This is a genomic window from Bordetella sputigena, from assembly GCF_965137885.1.
Classification (GTDB): domain Bacteria; phylum Pseudomonadota; class Gammaproteobacteria; order Burkholderiales; family Burkholderiaceae_B; genus Bordetella_C; species Bordetella_C sputigena.
The window spans coordinates 215478-231496 of sequence record NZ_CBCSCA010000003.1 but is presented as its reverse complement, the minus strand read 5'-3'; the positions used below and the strand labels follow the sequence as shown (position 1 = coordinate 231496).

The window sequence follows — 16019 nt, the reverse complement described above, 5'->3', positions numbered from 1 at the left end:
CAGGTTTTCCTCATTCGGCGCCACGGAATTCCGCTGGGCGCGTCGTATCCGGGCCGTTGCCGCGGCCCGGGAATGAACCCCCCGGACTGAACCCCGGACCCTAGATTGGAGATTCATCATGGCTGAGCGCAAGCGTGTGCGTCGTAATACCCTGGAACGTCGTTGCCTGGGCAAGTCCTTCAAGCGTCTGTTCGTGAACGCCCCCAAGGGCGTGTTCAAGATGCTGGAAAAGATCAAGCGCGCCTGATCGTACGAGATCAACCGGCACGAAATGAAAAACCGCCTTCGCCGGCGGTTTTTTATTTCCTTCCCCGTCTGTCAGGCGCCGTCGCCGTTCACCGGCGCCAGCCTGGGCATCATGAATTCCATGAAGGCCCGCGTCTTGGCCGGCAGGATCCGCGACGGGAACACTGCGTACACCGGCAGCGGCGCGGTCGACCATTCCGGTAGAACGCGATGCAAGCTGTGTTCGCTGGAGATGCGTCCGTGCGTGGCGGCATAGACGGGCAGGGGCGCGATGCCCAGCCCCATACTGGCGAAGTCGCTCAACAGTCCCATGTTGTTCGCCATGATGCGCCCATAGACGGTTACTCGTTCCACTACGCTGTCACGGCTCAATATCCAGGTGGAGCTTACGTCGCTGGAGCCGCTGCGCAGGCATTCGAAACGCGTCAGGTCGGCCGGCGTTTGCGGCTCGCCATGGCGGGCAACGTAATCCTTGGACGCGTACAGGTTCCGTTTCAGCGTCATCAGCTCGCGCACTTCCATGCCATCGGTCGAGGCGGGTTCGCCAAAGCGCAGCATGACATCGAACGGCGCCGCATGCGGATCGGCCGAGCGCAGGCTCAGGTCGAGCTCGCATTCGATTTCCGGATATTCGTCGGTGAATGCCTGCAGCGGCTCCGCCATCAGCAGCATCGCCAGGCTGCCGGGCAGGCAGACCGTCAGCTTGCCCTCAGGGCGCGACGTCCGCGAAAACAGCTGCTCGTGCGCGAAGCGGGCTTCGTCCACCAGTCCCTGGCAACGATCGAAATACTGCGAGCCCGCTTCCGTCAGATCCAGGCGGCGCGTATTGCGATTCAGCAAGCGCATGCCGACCGCGCGTTCCAGTTCGCTGACGCGGCGCGACAGCGTGGAAGTCGGAATATTGAGCGCGCGCGCCGCCAGGCTGAAACTTTTGCGGCGCGCGACTTCTACGAAAAGCGCGATGTCGTTCAGTTGAACCGTGGCGGCGTCCATACGCGTCCCGTGCGAATCAGCGGCAAGCTCCGCGGGAATGCGCCGGATTTTACGGTATTCAGTCGATGGCGCCGAGATAAGCCTCCATGACCGCGGGGTTACGCTGGATCTCCGCGGGCGTGCCTTCGGCGATCTTCTGGCCGAAATCCATCACGATCACGTGGTCCGCCAGTTCCATGACGAAATCCATATCGTGTTCCACCAGCAGGATGGCCATGCCGCCGGCGCGCAGCCTGGACAGGAGCGCCGCAAGCTCGCGTTTTTCCTGATGGCGCAGGCCGGCCGCGGGCTCGTCCAGCAGCAGCAGGCAGGGGTCCGCCGCCAGCGCGCGCGCCACTTCCAAAATGCGCTGGCGGCCCAGCGGCAGGGTGCCGGCTTCGTCGTGCATATGCGCGCCCAGGCCCACGCGCTCCACCTGTCTGGCGGATTCGGCCAGCAGGCGGGCTTCCTCGCGGCGGTCGGCGCGCCACGCCGATGCCCAGACGCCATGGGTGCCGCGCAGATGCGCGCCCAGCGCCACGTTGTCCAGCACGCTCATGCGCGGCAGCAGGCGCACGTGCTGGAAGGTGCGGCTCATCCCCTGCGCGGCGATATGCCGCGCGCCGCGGCCCGCGACCGCTTCGCCCTGGAACAGGATGGATCCGGCCGTCGGCGCATCGACGCCCGACAGCAGATTGAACAAGGTGCTTTTGCCGGCGCCATTGGGGCCGATGACCGCGACGATCTGTCCTGCTTCGACAGCCAGGCTGACGCCATCGTTCGCCACCAGGCCGCCGAAGCGCCGCGTCAGGCCTTGTGCTTCCAGCACCACGTCGCCGCGCGGCGGCAACGGCCGGCGTGGCAAAGGTTCGGCCGACATATTGACGTTGCGAGGCTGCCGCTTGATGGGCAGGCGCCGCGCAAGCGCGGGCCACAGCCCGCCGCGCGCGCGATGCAGCACCAGCACCATGCCGAAGCCGAACACGATGATCTCGAAATTGCCATTCTGCCCCAGCAGGCGCGGCAGCCAGTCCTGCAGCCACTGCCTGGCGAGCGTGAAGATGCCCGCGCCGGCCAGCGCGCCCGCTACGTGCGAGGCGCCGCCGATGACCGTCATGAACAGGTATTCGATCCCCATCTGCAAGCCGAACGGCGTGGGGTTCACGAAGCGCTGCAGGTACGCATACAGCCAGCCCGATGCGCAGGCCTGCAGCGCGGCAATGACGAAGATGACGGCCCGCATGCGCGTCGTGTCCACGCCCATGGCCTCGGCCATGACGCGGCCGCCGCGCAGCGCGCGCATGGCGCGTCCCAGCCGCGAATCCAGCAGGTTGCGCGTGGTCCAGACCGCCAGCAGCAGGAACAGCCAGATCAGGTAATACATGCCGCGATCGCCCAGGGCCCAGCCGGCGATGCGTATGGGAGGAATATCGCCGATGCCGCTGAAGCCGCCCAGGCCGGGCACCGCGGCGAAAGCGAAATACAGGCCCAGCCCCCACGCGATGGTGCCCAGCGGCAGGAAATGGCCGGATAGCCGCAGGGTGATCGCTCCCAGCAGGCAGGCCAGCACGAAGGCCAGCGCCAGGCCCGCCGCCAGCGACAACCATGGCGTGGCGCCCAGCCAGGCCAGCCATCCGGGCAGCGCCGATGCGCGCGTGGCCAGCAGCGCGGCGGTGTACGCGCCGACGCCGACGAAGGCGGCCTGGCCGAAGCTCGTCAGCCCGGCGATGCCGGTCAACAGCACCAGTCCCAGCGCCACCAGCGCATACAGGCCGATGGTGTGGAGCAGACCGACGTAGTAGGGCGGCAACAGCCATGGCGCGCAGGCCAGTATCGCGATGAAGCCGGCTATCGCGCGTCCGGGGCCGCGGGCGGTCATTCGGCTTCGTCCTCGATGGGGCCCTGGCGCAGCGAGCGCCACAGCAGGAAAGGAATGATCAGCGTGAAGACAATGATCTCCTTGTACGCGCTGGCCCAGAACGCCGCGAAGGCCTCGACCAGCCCCACGGCCAGCGCCCCGGCCACCGCCAAGGGGTAGCTGACGAGTCCGCCGACGATGGCGGCGACGAAGCCCTTCAGGCTGATCAGGAAGCCCGAGTCGTAATACAGGGTGGTGGCCGGGCCGACCAGGATGCCCGAGCACGCGCCCAGGGTCGCGGCCACCAGGAACACCGCGCGGCCCGCGTAGGCCGGCGAAATCCCCACCAGCCGCGCGCCCAGGCGGTTGTCCGCGGCGGCCAGCAAGGCGCGGCCCGCCAGCGTGCGGCCGAAAAAGCGATACAGGATGGCCATCCACACCACCGATACCGCGACGATCCACAGGGTCTGGCTCGCGACGGTGACTGGTCCCAGGGGATAGCGCGCATCGCTGAAAGCCGCGGCGCGCGCGCCTTCCGGCCCGAAGGCCAGCAGGCCCAGTCCCACCAGCGCCAGGTGCACGGCGATCGAGATGATCAATAGCGTCAGTACCGATGCGTCCGCCACGGGCTGGTAGAACAGGCGATACAGCTGCGGGCCCATGGGCGCGACGATGGCCAGCGTCAGCAGGCCTTGCAGCCAGATAGGCAGCGAGGCCAGCGGCAGCAGCCACAACACGCCCGCCAGCAGGAAAGGGTAGGCGGTCCTGGCCAGCAGCCGGCGCCATGCGATGCCATGGGCTTCCGGACCGCGCGCGCCGGCGTCGGCGATGGCTTCGGCCACCGCGAATCCGGCCAGCAGCCACACCAGCGCCGGCATGCGGCCGCTCTGCATGGCGGCCATGCACAGGGCGCCGTAGACGACGAATTCGCCTTGCGGGATCAGCAGTACGCGCGTGACCGAAAACACCAGCAGTATGCACAGGGCCAGCAGGGCATATACCGCGCCATTGGCAATGCCGTCCTGGCCCAGGATCAGGGCGATCTGCGCACTCATCGCCGCCGCTACTTGACCAGCGCCCAGTTGCCGTTCTTCACCGTGATCAGGACGCGGCCGCGTTGATCGAAACCGCTATGGTCTTGGGGCGTCATGTTGTACACGCCCTGCGTGCCGACCAGGTCGCGCGTTTGCTCAAGCGCGTCGCGCAGCGCCGATCGGAAGGCCGCCGTGCCCGGTTCGCCGGCTTTCTCGGCCTGGGGAACGGCGTGCTCCAGCAACAGGCCGGCGTCGTAGACATTCGCGCCAAAGGTGGCCGGCGCCGCGCCATAGCGCTCGCGATAGGCGTCGATGTAGGCGGTGGCAACCTTCTTGGACGGGTTGTCGTCCGGTATTTCCGGCAGCACCAGCATGGGGCCGGCCGCCAGGATGGTGCCTTCCACCTTCTTGCCGCCCAGCTTCAGGAAGTCGGGCAGCGCGGCACCGTGGGTCTGGTAGAACCGGCCCCGGTAGCCCAGGTCCACGAGCGTGGTTTCGGGCAGTACGCTGGCGCCGCCGGGGGCCGCGATCAGCACGGCGTCCGGCTTGGCCGCCAGCAGCTTCAAGGCCTGGCCGGTGACCGAGCTGTCCGTGCGCACATAGCGTTCGTCGGCGACGATCTCGATACGGCGCCGCGCGGCCAGGTCGGCGAAGACCTTGTGCCAGTTTTCGCCATAGGGATCGTTCAGGCCGATGAAGCCCACCGTTCTCACGCCGGTCAGCGCCATGTGGTCCACCAGGGCCTGGGCGATGATGTCGTCGTTTTGCGTGGTTTTGAAAACCCACTTCTTTTGCGCGTCCATGGGCAGCACCGCCGCCGCCGTGCCGACCGGCGCCAGCAGCGGGACGCCGGCTTCCGCGATGAAGGGCAGGATGGCCAGCGTATTGGGCGATCCGGGCGGTCCGATGATGGCGTCGACGTGGTCTTCGTTGATCAGCTTGCGCACCGCGGTGACCGATTGCGTCGTGTCGCTGGCGTCGTCCAGCACGATGTATTGCACCGTCAGGTCGCCGATGCGCGTCGGCAGCAGGGGTACGGTGTTCTTCTGCGGGATACCGACCAGCGCCGTCGGGCCGGTCGAGGACGTGACGACGCCGATCTTCATTTGCGCGAAGCTCGGCAGGGTTAGGCAGGCGGCCAGCAGCGCCATGGCGGCACGCAAGGCTTTGGACGGCATGGTGGGCTCCAGGATCGGGATGGATCAGGCAACGGCCGCTATTGAACCACGCGGCGGGCATGCCGCGCATGGCCGCGCGACACTCCTGTCATCATGCCCGCGGCCGCTCAATGGCGGGGCGGGCCGCCGCGCTCGCCGTTCGGCGCGCCGCCGTGATCCTCATCGTCGTCCTCGTCCTCGTCATCGTCATCGTCGTCTTCGAGGGCGGCGAGGTCTTCATCGGAAAGGACAAAGGGCAATACGTCGGCCAAGGTGTCGGACCAGGCGGATTCCTCCCCGTCCTGGTCCAGCTTCACGAAACGTTCGCCTTCGGCCAGCGTGATCTGTATGGCCCACAGGTACAGGCAATCGTAGGCTTGCTCGTCGGTGCCCGTCAGGCCGCCGCGACTGCCCAGCAGCCTGGCATCGGGACCGCCCATTTGCACGCGCACGGGGTCGTGCTCGCCGCCTTCGAGCGCGTCGGCGTCCAGCGGTATGCCGAAGGTGACCCATTCGAGCCCGTCGTCCGCGGTGCCGACTTCGGCCAGCACCGGCTTGCCCAGATAGGCGCTGAGCGCGTCGGCGGTTTTGGCCAGCATGTCCAGTTCCGCGGCCTGGAAGCGCGAAACGGAATCGGGGGGAGTGGCTGAGGCGGACATTATGTGTTCCTGCTGCTGCGCGACGCCTCGCGAGGCGCCAATGAGAACTGTAAGAATATCGAAAGAGCGGCAAAAGGAGAATCGGCCAATGGGTCGTCCCTGCTTTTTCTTTCTTGCCGTTGATTGCGGCGTGTCGTCGCCGGCACGCGTGACGGTCGCTCCGCGCGCCGACACGCCCTACAATCACCAATTCGATCGGATATTTTCAAGCTTCCTCCATGGCCCAATACGTCTACACCATGAACCGCGTCGGCAAAATCGTGCCGCCGAAGCGTCAGATTCTGCGCGATATTTCGCTGTCTTTCTTCCCCGGCGCCAAGATCGGTGTGCTGGGCCTGAACGGTTCGGGCAAATCGACCCTGCTGAAAATCATGGCCGGGGTCGACAAGGACATCGAAGGCGAAGCCGTGCCCATGCCGGGCCTGAACATCGGCTATCTGCCGCAGGAACCGCAGCTGGATCCCTCGCACACCGTGCGGCAGGCGGTCGAAGAAGGCCTGGGCGCCGTGGTCACCGCGCGCAAGCGGCTGGACGAGGTCTATGCCGCCTATGCGGAGCCGGATGCCGATTTCGACAAGCTGGCGGCCGAGCAGGCGGAACTGGAAGCCATCATCGCCGCCGCCGCCAGCAGCGGCGCGGACGATATCGAGCATCAGATGGAAATCGCCGCCGACGCCCTGCGCCTGCCGCCCTGGGACGCATCCGTCGAGCATCTGTCGGGCGGTGAAAAGCGCCGCGTCGCGCTGTGCCGGCTGCTGCTGTCCAAGCCCGACATGCTGTTGCTGGATGAACCCACCAACCACCTGGATGCCGAAAGCGTCGAGTGGCTGGAGCAGTTCCTGCAGAAATTTCCCGGCACCGTGGTCGGCGTTACCCACGACCGCTATTTCCTGGACAACGCCGCCGAATGGATACTGGAACTGGACCGGGGCCACGGCATCCCCTGGAAGGGCAACTACAGCTCGTGGCTGGAGCAAAAGGAAGACCGCCTCAAGCAGGAAGAAGCCACCGAATCCGCGCGCCAGAAGACAATCAAGAAAGAACTGGAGTGGGTCCGGCAGAATCCCAAGGGCCGTCAAGCCAAGGCCAAGGCCCGCATGGCGCGTTTCGAAGAGCTGTCTTCCTACGAATACCAGAAGCGCAACGAAACCCAGGAAATCTTCATCCCGGTCGGCGAGCGGCTGGGCAATGAAGTCGTGGAATTCGAAAATGTCAGCAAGGCCTATGGCGATCGCCTGCTGATCGACAACCTCAGCTTCAAGGTGCCGCCGGGCGCCATCGTCGGCATCATCGGTCCCAACGGCGCGGGTAAATCCACGCTGTTCCGCATGCTGGCCGGCCGCGAGCAGCCCGATTCGGGCAAGGTCACCCTGGGCCAGACGGTCAAGCTGGCCTACGTGGACCAGTCGCGCGATTCGCTTACCGACAACAAGACGGTGTTCGACGCCATCGCCGATGGCGCGGACGTGCTGACCGTCGGCAAGTTCGAAATGTCGTCGCGCGCCTATCTGGGCCGCTTCAATTTCAAGGGCGGCGACCAGAACAAGATCGTCGGCCAGCTGTCGGGCGGCGAACGGGGGCGCCTGCATCTGGCCAAGACGCTGATCGCCGGCGGCAATCTGCTGCTGCTGGACGAGCCGTCCAACGATCTGGACGTGGAAACGCTGCGCGCGCTGGAAGACGCCCTGCTCGAATTCCCGGGCAGCGTCATGGTGATCAGCCACGATCGCTGGTTCCTGGATCGTATCGCCACGCACATCCTGGCCTTCGAAGGCGATTCGCAGGTCGTGTTCTTCGATGGCAACTACCAGGAATACGAGGCCGACAAGCGGCGCCGCCTGGGTGAAGAAGGCGCCAAGCCCAAGCGGCTGCGCTATAAGCCGCTGAAGTAATGCGCGCAGGAACGGGCCGCGTTCTGTAATGCGGCCGGGATGCCGCGGCTGAGGCCAGCCGCGGCACAAGAACCCTCGGAGAACGCCATGCCTGTCCACGACGCAGCGGATTCGACTCTCTTGATCGTGGATATGCAGGCGCGGCTGATGCCGGTGATCGAAGACGGCGACACGGTCCTGGCCGCCGCCGTGAAGCTGGCGGCCGGCGCGGTCCTGCTGGACGTGCCCGTCGTGGCCACCGAACACCATCGCGCCGCCCTGGGGCCAACGCTGCCCGAGGTCGCGGCCCATGTCCGCGCCATCTTCCAGAAGATGCATTTTTCCGCGGCGGCCGAGGCGGGTTTCGACAGCTGGCTGCCGAACGCCCGCGGCACGGTATTCGTCGCCGGCTGCGAAGCGCACATCTGCGTACTGCAAACCGCGCTCGATCTGCGGCGCATGGGCCGGCACGTATGCCTGGTGGCCGATGCCTGCGGCTCGCGCCGGCATGCCGACTTCCATTTTGCGATGCAGCGCGCAAGGGCCCACGATATCGACGTTCTCACTGTCGAGATGGTCTTGTTCGAATGGCTGGGCAGCTGCGGTCACCCGCGGTTCCGTGACGTGTTACGTCTGGTCAAATAGCCTGCCGGTCGAGCAACACCGCGCCTCGCGGCTTGCGCGGGACTGAACGTATTGACACAACTGTTGGGCAATGTTCACACCCCGGGCGTCATTCCTTTGCAATGCTGGTCATGTCGTCCATGACGGCATCGCCGAAGACGGCGCGGGGGCAGGCTGATTCCCCGCTTGGCGCCTTCGATGTCAGGAGAAGAAATCATGAAGATCAAAACACTTTCCAAACTGTGCGCGGTTGCGCTGATCACGGCCTCCGCCGCCGGATGCTCGACTTGGGACAGCATGAGCCATAGGCAGAAGGCGACGGTCACGGGCGCGGGTATCGGCGGCGTGGCCGGCGCCGTCATCACCAACGGCGGTGTGCTGGGCACGGTGGGCGGCGCGGCCATCGGCGGCGTCATCGGCAACCAGGTCGGCAAGTAAAGCGCGCGGGCGCCGGCTCGCCGGCGCCCGCCAGGCAATCAAAAAAAGGCCCGTCCCGCATTGCGCGGGACGGGCCTTTCGCGTCCTTGCCTGAGCGTATGCGACAGCTAAGGCTGCGGCATCTCGATCTTGACCTCGAGTATCTCCAGCGTGTCCTGGCGTTCCAGGTGCACCTTGATATCTTCGGGGTTGATTTTCACGTATTTCGAGATGACGGCGATCAGCTCTTGCTGCAGTTGCGGCAAATAGTCGGGCGAGCCGTCGCGGCCCGAACGCTCATGCGCCAGGATGATCTGCAGACGCTCCTTGGCAACGCTGGCGGATGACTTTTTCTGACCGAGCAGAAAGGACAGAAGGGACATCGATTACTTGCCTCCGAATATGCGTTTCAGGAAACCGGGCTTCGCATAGTCGGTAAAACGCAGCGAACGCTCCTCGCCGAGATACCGGGCCACCACATCCTTGTACGCTTCCGCGACGTCGGTATCCTTCAGGTGGATGGCCGGCACGCCCTGGTTGGACGCTTGCAGAACGGATTCGGATTCGGGAATGACGCCGATCAGTTTGATGCGCAGGATGTCTTCGATGTCCGTCAGCGACAGCATTTCGCCTTCGGACACGCGCTTGGGGTTGTAGCGCGTCAACAGCAGATATTCCTTGACGGGTTCGTCGCCTTCCACCGCGCGCTTGGATTTGGCCGCCAGGATGCCCAGGATGCGGTCGGAGTCGCGCACCGAGGAGACCTCCGGATTGGTGACCACCAAGGCGTCGTCGGCGTAGTAGGCCGCCATCAAGGCGCCCGTTTCGATGCCGGCGGGCGAATCGCAGACGATGTAGTCGAAGCCCATCTCCTTCAATTCGTCGATGACCTTGCCCACGCCTTCCTGCGTCAAGGCATCCTTGTCGCGGGTTTGCGAAGCGGGCAGGATGAACAGGTTTTCCAGCTGTTTGTCCTTGATCAGCGCCTGCTTCAACGAGGCTTCGCCCTGGATGACATTGACGAAGTCGTACACGACGCGCCGTTCGCAGCCCATGATCAGGTCCAGATTGCGCAAGCCGACGTCGAAGTCGATAACGGCGGTCTTGTGTCCGCGCATCGCGAGGCCGGAAGAGAAACTGGCGCTGGTAGTCGTCTTGCCCACCCCGCCCTTGCCGGAAGTGACCACAACAGTACGCGTCATGTTGATAGAACCCTTATGTCCTGAGCAAATAAATCGCAGTATCGTAAAGCAAAACTGCGGGTTTAGCGCTTCTTCAACGCTCCTGGCAACCCTTGGTCACCAAGTCCCCATGCGGGGCGGCCTGCCGAGGCCGTCACGCTTTCAACGCTTCGATACGCAAAGTGTCGCCGTCCAGCCGGACCAGGGCCGGCTGACCGTGCAGCGTGGCGTCCAGTTTGTCTTCCACGACGCGGTACACCCCGGCGACCGCCAGCAGCTCGGCGTCCAGGTGGGTGGTGAAGATGCGCGCCGACGTGTCGCCGCGCGCGCCGGCCATGGCCTTGCCGCGCAGCGGCCCGTACACGTGGACATTGCCGTCGGCGATGACTTCCGCCCCTGGGCTGACCATGCCGATCACCACCAGGTCGGTGTGGCGCGCGTAGACGCGCTGCCCGGAACGCAAGGGGCGGCTGATCACCAGGGCGGATGAAGATTGCGGGTCGGCGGGCGTGGGCGAGGGCGACGACGTCGTCTCCCGCGCCGCGCGCGAGGGCACGGGCTCGCGCGTGCGTCCGGTCGCGGCCGGCGATGCGCTGATCGTGGCGGCCGGCGTCGCTTCTTCAGTGCCGCCTTGCGGCGCTGGCGCCGGCGCCGCGGTCAGGGCGGCGGCCGGCTGCGTGGGCATCGGCGGCGGCGAATTGCCGGCATCCGCCGGGGCCGTCCGGGCAGGCGGTGTCGATAGCTCTACCGGCGTCAGTCCCGCGGCCTGGGCGGCCTGCAGATTGTCGCCTTCGGCCACTACGCCGATGGGCGGCAGGTTGTGTCCACGCAGGGCGTCCAGTAGCGCGGGCCAGTCCACCGGGCCATCGACGCGGCTGGCGTCGATCACAACGGCTTCGTTTTCAAAAAAGCTGCCCGCGTCAGCCATGCGCTGATCGAGGGCGGCGGTCAGCCGGGCGATATCCGCGCTATGCAATACGACGCGCACGGCATAAAGCGTGGCGCTTTTGAAATCCAGGGCAAGGGAATCAGAGCTCATCTTTGCGGCGAAAAACCGGAAATGGCCGCCGGTTACGGCAACGACGGGCATGATAACCGAGCGGCCACCGGCCCGACCGTTGCCGCGACATTGCCGCGCGCCGGACGGTGGGACGGGCACATGCCTTGCGCGACAGCTGGCGAACCGTCATCGGCTGAACAGGAGTATTTCCATGAGCAATCGCGATACACCGCGCCGCCCTACCGGTCTGAGCGGCCAGGAAGAAGAAGCGCTGCGCACGCTGGAAAAGGGCTACGACCCGGATGGCGGGGCCTTGCCGGACAAGGAATTGCCCGTACATGACGATCGCGACCGCAAGCCCGGTGACGATGCAATGGATCCGCGGGGCCGTGAAAAGGCGTCTTCCGGCCGCCCGGCGGACGGCGGGTCATCGCGTCATGCCGGGCAGGACGGCGGAAAGACCGCCTCGTCCGATCCATTGGGCGAGGCCGAGCGCAAGGGGCTGCTGCCGTCCAATAACGTGGCGGCGCCACCCATGGACCGGCCCGACGACACGGGCTCATCGCCCACGAACCTGGATCCGGATCCCGGCCGGCGCCGCCCGTAGCCGCCGGCCGGGGAGGGTGGGGACGTCCGTCACCGGATCGCGTTGCGCGCCCCCGGCATCCGCCCGGGCCGCGCCATCGTCGACTCAGCCCTGGCCCCAGGAATCCTTCAGCGTGACCACGCGATTCAGGATAGGCGTTTCCGCCGTCGAGGTCGCGCTATCCAGGGTGAAATAACCCAGCCGTTCGAATTGCCACGTGACGCCCGGCACGAGTTCGGTGCCCGGCTCCAGCCAGCCATACACGGTCTGGCGCGAATGGGGATTCAAGGCCGCGATGAAGTCCTTGTCGCCGGCGTCCGGATGCGGATCGGCGAACAGGCGGTCATAAAGCTGGATCGTGGCGCCGATGGCGTGCGCCGCGCTGACCCAGGTGATATTGCCCTTGACCTTGACGCTATCCGCGCCCGGGGTGCCGCTCTTGGTTTCCGGCAGATACTCCGCCTGGACTTCGATCACATTGCCCTGGTCGTCCTTGACGAAGCCGGTGCAGCGGACCACGTAGCCGTACTTCAGCCGCACCAGATTGCCCGGGAACAGGCGGAAATACTTCTTGGGCGGCTCTTCGCGAAAGTCATCCTGCTCTATCCACAGGGTGCGCGAGAACGGAAACTCGCGCTGGCCCTGCGCCGGATCATGCGGATTGCGCGGCGCGTTGCACATCTCGACGCGGTCTTCCGGGTAATTGGTGATGACCAGCTTCAAGGGCTGCAGCACGGCCACGGAGCGCGGCGCGACCGGGTCCAGTTCGTCGCGCACCGCGGCTTCCAGCAGGCTGTAGTCGATGCGCGAATCCGACTTGGAAATACTGGTGCGATCGCAGAACAGGCGGATGGCGGAGGCCGGATAGCCGCGCCGACGCATGCCGAACAGGGTCGGCATGCGCGGATCGTCCCAACCGTCCACGTGGCCGTCGCGCACCAGCTGCAGCAGCTTGCGCTTGCTGGTCACGACATAGGTCAGGTTCAGGCGCGCGAACTCATATTGGTGCGGCAGCGGGCGCGCCAGCTGGCCCAGTTCGGCCAGCCGGTCCAGCGTCCAGTCGTAGAACGGCCGCTGGTCTTCGAACTCCAGCGTACAGATGCTGTGGGTGATGCCTTCCAGGGCATCCTCGATCGGATGCGCCCAGGTATACATGGGGTAGATGCACCATTTGTCGCCCGTCCGGTGGTGGGTGGCGTGGCGCACGCGATAGATCACCGGGTCGCGCAGATTGATGTTGGGCGACGCCATGTCGATGCGCGCCCGCAGCACCATGCTGCCGTCCGGATGCTTGCCGTCGCGCATTTCCGCCAGCAGGTCCAGCGATTCCTGGGCCGGCCGGTCGCGCCAGGGCGAGTTCCTGCCCGGTTCGGTCAGCGTGCCGCGGCTGGCGCGGATTTCTTCGGGCGATTGCTGGTCCACGTAGGCGTAGCCGGCGCGGATCAGCGCCTGCGCGAAGGCATACATGGTGTCGAAGTAGTCGCTGGCGAAATACAGCTGTTCACGGCCGTCGGCGGCTTTCCAGTCGAAGCCCAGCCAGCGCACCGCCTCGATGATGGCGTCGACGTATTCCTGGTCTTCCTTTTCGGGATTGGTGTCGTCGAAGCGCAGATGGCAAGTGCCGCCGTAGTCCCGCGCCAGTCCGAAGTTCACGCAGATGCTTTTGGCGTGGCCGATGTGCAGGTAGCCATTCGGCTCGGGCGGGAAGCGGGTGCGGATGCGGGCCGGGTCCAGGCCACCCTGGGCCTGCACCGCCGCCGGACCGGGAACGCCGGCCCAATGCTTGTCCTTGAAGCGCTCGGCCTTGAGGTCGGCCTCGATAATGTGCCGCAGAAAGTTGGCAGCGGCGGGGGGCGGGGAAGCAGTGGTCATGCTGTGCGTCGTAAAGGCGGCGGCAAAGGGACAATTTTGCCACGTTCGGCCGCGGCCGCCTCGGCAGCCTCCATGGCGAACCGGCGCGCCGGGCCGCGGCAAGGCCGCCCGGCGGGCGCAAACGCGTCTAAACTAGCGCCCACCATGAGCATCCCCCCCTTATTCCTGGGACGTCTGCAGTTCATCGCGTGCCTGGCCTTCGTGGCGCTTTTCATGGCGCTGGCGCTGGCTTTGTCCTGGCTATTGCTGTATTTCAAGCTGCGTGCCCGCGCCACCGGCGACGCAGGCTGGACCGCCGCCTATCGTTTCTGGGTGCGGATTTTCGCCCTGGCTTTCATTCTTGCGCTGGCCTCCGGGGTGCCCGTGCTGCTGCAGCTCGGCACCATCTGGTCGGGCCTGATGGACAAGATCGGCAATGTGGCCGGGCCGCTGCTGGGTTTCGCCGTGCTGTCGGTGTTCGCCCTGAAATCCTGCTTTCTGGGCGTCATGCTGTTCGGCCAGCGGCGCGTCTCGGAAGCCGTGCACACCCTGTCGGTGCTGATGGTGGCGCTGGGCCACGTGGCCACCGCGTTCTGGGTGCTGGCGCTGGTGTCCTGGATGCAGACGCCCGACGGCGCCGTCGTGGTGGACGGCCGTTTCCAGATCTACGACTGGGCCAAGGTGGTCTTCAATCCTTCGCTGGGATGGACGATAGGTTCGACGACGCTGGGCGCCCTGTTGGCGGCGGCATTCCTGATCATGGGCATTACCGCCTGGCAGGCCCTGCGCCGGCCGCTGGACGACGGCCAGCGCCTGGGCTTCCGGGCAGCGCTGGGCCTGGCCTGCATTTCGGTCGTGCTGCTGGTGCCCGTAGGGATAGGCATGGGCAAGCTGACCGCCCATTACCAGCCGGCCAAGGCGGCGGCCGCGCTGGCCTATTGGCATGAAGGCGATCCGCCGGACCTGGTCCTGCTGGGCTGGCCCGACGCCGACCTGTCCGCCAATCGCGGCGCCTGGACGGTGCGGGGCGCCGCGGCGCGCTGGCTGGGCCGCAATGTCAACGGCCATTTCCTGGCATTGGAAAACTACGCCAACATGCAGCCCCCGGTGGCGCTGACGTTCTGGTCCCTGCGCGCCATCGTGATCCTGGCGGGCCTGATGGCTTGCGCCGCCTGGGCCACCTTGTTCAAGCTGCGCAAACGCGGCTTCGATCCATCTTTCCTGTCGCGGCGTTGGCTGCGGACGCTGGCGGCGATGACGTTCGCGGGCGGGGCGCTGGTGGTTTTCGGCTGGGTCTTCACCATCGTCGGCCTGCAGCCCTACGCGGTCAACGGGGCCATCACGCAATCGGAAATCCTGGGCACGGCTTCGCCGCGTTCGCTGTTGTACGGCACCCTGGGCTATATGGTGTTGTACGGGGTGCTTTTCACAGCCTTCGTGCGCATGCTTTTCCATGCGGCGCGCTACGGCGTGGTGCCGGTGCGCAAGGCGGCGGGAGCGGTATCGTGATCGCGACGCTGGCCGCATCGCTGGGGCTCAGTCCGGACGATCCATCGTTCTGGATGCCGCTGGTGTTCATGGGGATGCTGTTCGTGCTGGTGGTGGCGGGAACAGTGCTGGACGGGTTCGACCTGGGCGTGGGCATTCTCCTGCAGCTGGCGCCGGCGGAAGAACGCGGGCGCATGCTGGGGCTGCTCAGCCCCTGGCGCGACGCCAACGAATTCTGGCTGCTGCTGGGTATAGGCCTGTTCGCGGCGGCGTTTCCATTCGCCTGGGGCACGGTGCTGGGGCAGCTTTATGCGCCGTTGACATTGATGGTGCTGGGGGTCGTGCTGCGCAGCGTCTCCTATGAATTCCGCTTGCGCGCCCGTACGGAATCCAAGCCGCGCTGGGTGACGGCGTTCTGGATCGGATCCTTGATGACGGCGTTCGGACAGGGCATGGCGCTCGGACGGATCGCCACCGGCTACCAGAATACCGCCGGCTATCACGGCTTTTCCTTGTTCGTGGGGTTGTGCGCGGTGGCGGCCTATGTGCTGCTGGGCGCCACCTGGTTGACGATGCGGGTGGATGGCGATCTGCAGCGTCGCGCGGTGAACTGGGCGCGTCATGCGATTCGCTGGACGGCCGCCGGCATGGTGGCGATCGCGGTCACGCTGGGGCTGGCGAATGCGGGCATCTTCTATAAATGGAGCAACCTGTCGCATCTTGGCCTGGCGGTGGCCGTGTGGGTCGCGATGCTGCTGGGCTTCGTCGGCACCGAAATGGTGTTGATACGGCTGCCGCGCCATGCCGAACGTTTCAGCTGGGTGCCTTTCGTGACCTGCGTGGGCCTGTTCCTGCTGATGCTGGGCGGCCTGGCCTATAGCATGTTTCCGTTCCTGATCCTGGACGATATGACCTTGTGGGACGGCGCCGCGTCGCTGGGTTCGATGCGCCTGGTCCTGTCCGGCGCGATCGTGGCCATTCCCTTGCTCCTGGTGTTCAACATCCTGGCGTACCGGTCCGTGTTCGGCAAGGCGCGCAGGGTGCCGGGCTAAGCGGGCCAGTCCGCCCGGGATCG

The 16019-nt window shown here is 65.9% G+C and carries 16 protein-coding genes; 7 read left to right on the top strand and 9 right to left on the bottom strand.

Annotation, left to right across the window (positions count from 1 at the left end; translation table 11 throughout):
• The first annotated feature begins 118 nt into the window (after positions 1-118).
• The gene (locus tag ACNA0R_RS07000) at positions 119-247 is read left to right on the top strand and encodes a hypothetical protein (RefSeq protein WP_256987965.1); all 129 of its coding nucleotides are present in this window, start codon (positions 119-121) and stop codon (positions 245-247) included.
• A 71-nt stretch (positions 248-318) separates the two neighbouring features.
• Here the strand turns inward: ACNA0R_RS07000 and ACNA0R_RS06995 are convergent, their stop codons facing one another.
• The 5 genes from ACNA0R_RS06995 to ACNA0R_RS06975 form a co-directional block, all read right to left on the bottom strand.
• The gene (locus ACNA0R_RS06995) at positions 319-1239 is read right to left on the bottom strand and encodes a LysR family transcriptional regulator (protein ID WP_415825229.1); all 921 of its coding nucleotides are present in this window, start codon (positions 1237-1239) and stop codon (positions 319-321) included.
• 58 nt (positions 1240-1297) lie between these two features.
• On the bottom strand, positions 1298-3097 hold the full coding sequence (locus ACNA0R_RS06990; RefSeq protein WP_415825228.1) for a branched-chain amino acid ABC transporter ATP-binding protein/permease: 1800 nt from the start codon (positions 3095-3097) through the stop codon (positions 1298-1300).
• Positions 3094-4131, bottom strand: a complete 1038-nt coding sequence (locus ACNA0R_RS06985) for a branched-chain amino acid ABC transporter permease (RefSeq protein WP_415825227.1) — start codon at positions 4129-4131, stop codon at positions 3094-3096. The genes ACNA0R_RS06990 and ACNA0R_RS06985 overlap by 4 nt, the downstream gene beginning before the upstream one ends.
• A gap of 8 nt (positions 4132-4139) precedes the next feature.
• Positions 4140-5288: an ABC transporter substrate-binding protein gene (locus ACNA0R_RS06980; RefSeq protein ID WP_415825226.1), complete on the bottom strand. Its 1149-nt coding sequence runs from the start codon at positions 5286-5288 to the stop codon at positions 4140-4142.
• Positions 5289-5395: 107 nt separating this feature from the next.
• Entirely contained in the window at positions 5396-5926 is a 531-nt protein-coding gene (locus tag ACNA0R_RS06975; protein ID WP_415825225.1) for a hypothetical protein, read from the bottom strand.
• Between the two features lie 218 nt (positions 5927-6144).
• On the opposite strand from ACNA0R_RS06975, the gene ettA reads away from it, so the two are divergent.
• The 3 genes from ettA (at position 6145) to ACNA0R_RS06960 (ending at position 8859) form a co-directional block, all read left to right on the top strand.
• Positions 6145-7818, top strand: coding sequence for an energy-dependent translational throttle protein EttA (gene ettA / locus ACNA0R_RS06970; RefSeq protein ID WP_415825224.1), 1674 nt, complete (start codon positions 6145-6147; stop codon positions 7816-7818).
• An 87-nt stretch (positions 7819-7905) separates the two neighbouring features.
• Positions 7906-8442, top strand: a complete 537-nt coding sequence (locus ACNA0R_RS06965) for an isochorismatase family protein (protein ID WP_415825223.1) — start codon at positions 7906-7908, stop codon at positions 8440-8442.
• A 195-nt stretch (positions 8443-8637) separates the two neighbouring features.
• On the top strand, positions 8638-8859 hold the full coding sequence (locus ACNA0R_RS06960) for a glycine zipper 2TM domain-containing protein (RefSeq protein WP_415825222.1): 222 nt from the start codon (positions 8638-8640) through the stop codon (positions 8857-8859).
• A 107-nt stretch (positions 8860-8966) separates the two neighbouring features.
• On the opposite strand, the gene minE is transcribed toward ACNA0R_RS06960, so the two are convergent.
• The 3 genes from minE to minC all read right to left on the bottom strand — a co-directional run bounded on the left by minE (position 8967) and on the right by minC (position 11058).
• Complete coding sequence (gene minE / locus ACNA0R_RS06955) at positions 8967-9221, bottom strand: cell division topological specificity factor MinE (RefSeq protein ID WP_086063572.1); 255 nt, start codon at positions 9219-9221, stop codon at positions 8967-8969.
• A 3-nt stretch (positions 9222-9224) separates the two neighbouring features.
• Positions 9225-10040 (bottom strand): septum site-determining protein MinD, encoded by an 816-nt coding sequence (gene minD, locus ACNA0R_RS06950; protein WP_415825221.1) that lies wholly within the window; start codon positions 10038-10040, stop codon positions 9225-9227.
• A gap of 133 nt (positions 10041-10173) precedes the next feature.
• The gene (gene minC / locus ACNA0R_RS06945) at positions 10174-11058 is read right to left on the bottom strand and encodes a septum site-determining protein MinC (protein WP_415825220.1); all 885 of its coding nucleotides are present in this window, start codon (positions 11056-11058) and stop codon (positions 10174-10176) included.
• A gap of 172 nt (positions 11059-11230) precedes the next feature.
• Between minC and ACNA0R_RS06940 the strand changes: the two genes are divergently transcribed.
• Positions 11231-11626: a hypothetical protein gene (locus tag ACNA0R_RS06940; RefSeq protein WP_415825219.1), complete on the top strand. Its 396-nt coding sequence runs from the start codon at positions 11231-11233 to the stop codon at positions 11624-11626.
• Between the two features lie 84 nt (positions 11627-11710).
• Here the strand turns inward: ACNA0R_RS06940 and ACNA0R_RS06935 are convergent, their stop codons facing one another.
• On the bottom strand, positions 11711-13477 hold the full coding sequence (locus tag ACNA0R_RS06935; RefSeq protein WP_415825218.1) for a glutamine--tRNA ligase/YqeY domain fusion protein: 1767 nt from the start codon (positions 13475-13477) through the stop codon (positions 11711-11713).
• A 144-nt stretch (positions 13478-13621) separates the two neighbouring features.
• Between ACNA0R_RS06935 and ACNA0R_RS06930 the strand changes: the two genes are divergently transcribed.
• Entirely contained in the window at positions 13622-14965 is a 1344-nt protein-coding gene (locus ACNA0R_RS06930; protein ID WP_415825217.1) for a cytochrome ubiquinol oxidase subunit I, read from the top strand.
• On the top strand, positions 14962-15996 hold the full coding sequence (locus ACNA0R_RS06925) for a cytochrome d ubiquinol oxidase subunit II (protein ID WP_415825216.1): 1035 nt from the start codon (positions 14962-14964) through the stop codon (positions 15994-15996). The genes ACNA0R_RS06930 and ACNA0R_RS06925 overlap by 4 nt, the downstream gene beginning before the upstream one ends.
• Positions 15997-16019 lie beyond the last annotated feature (23 nt).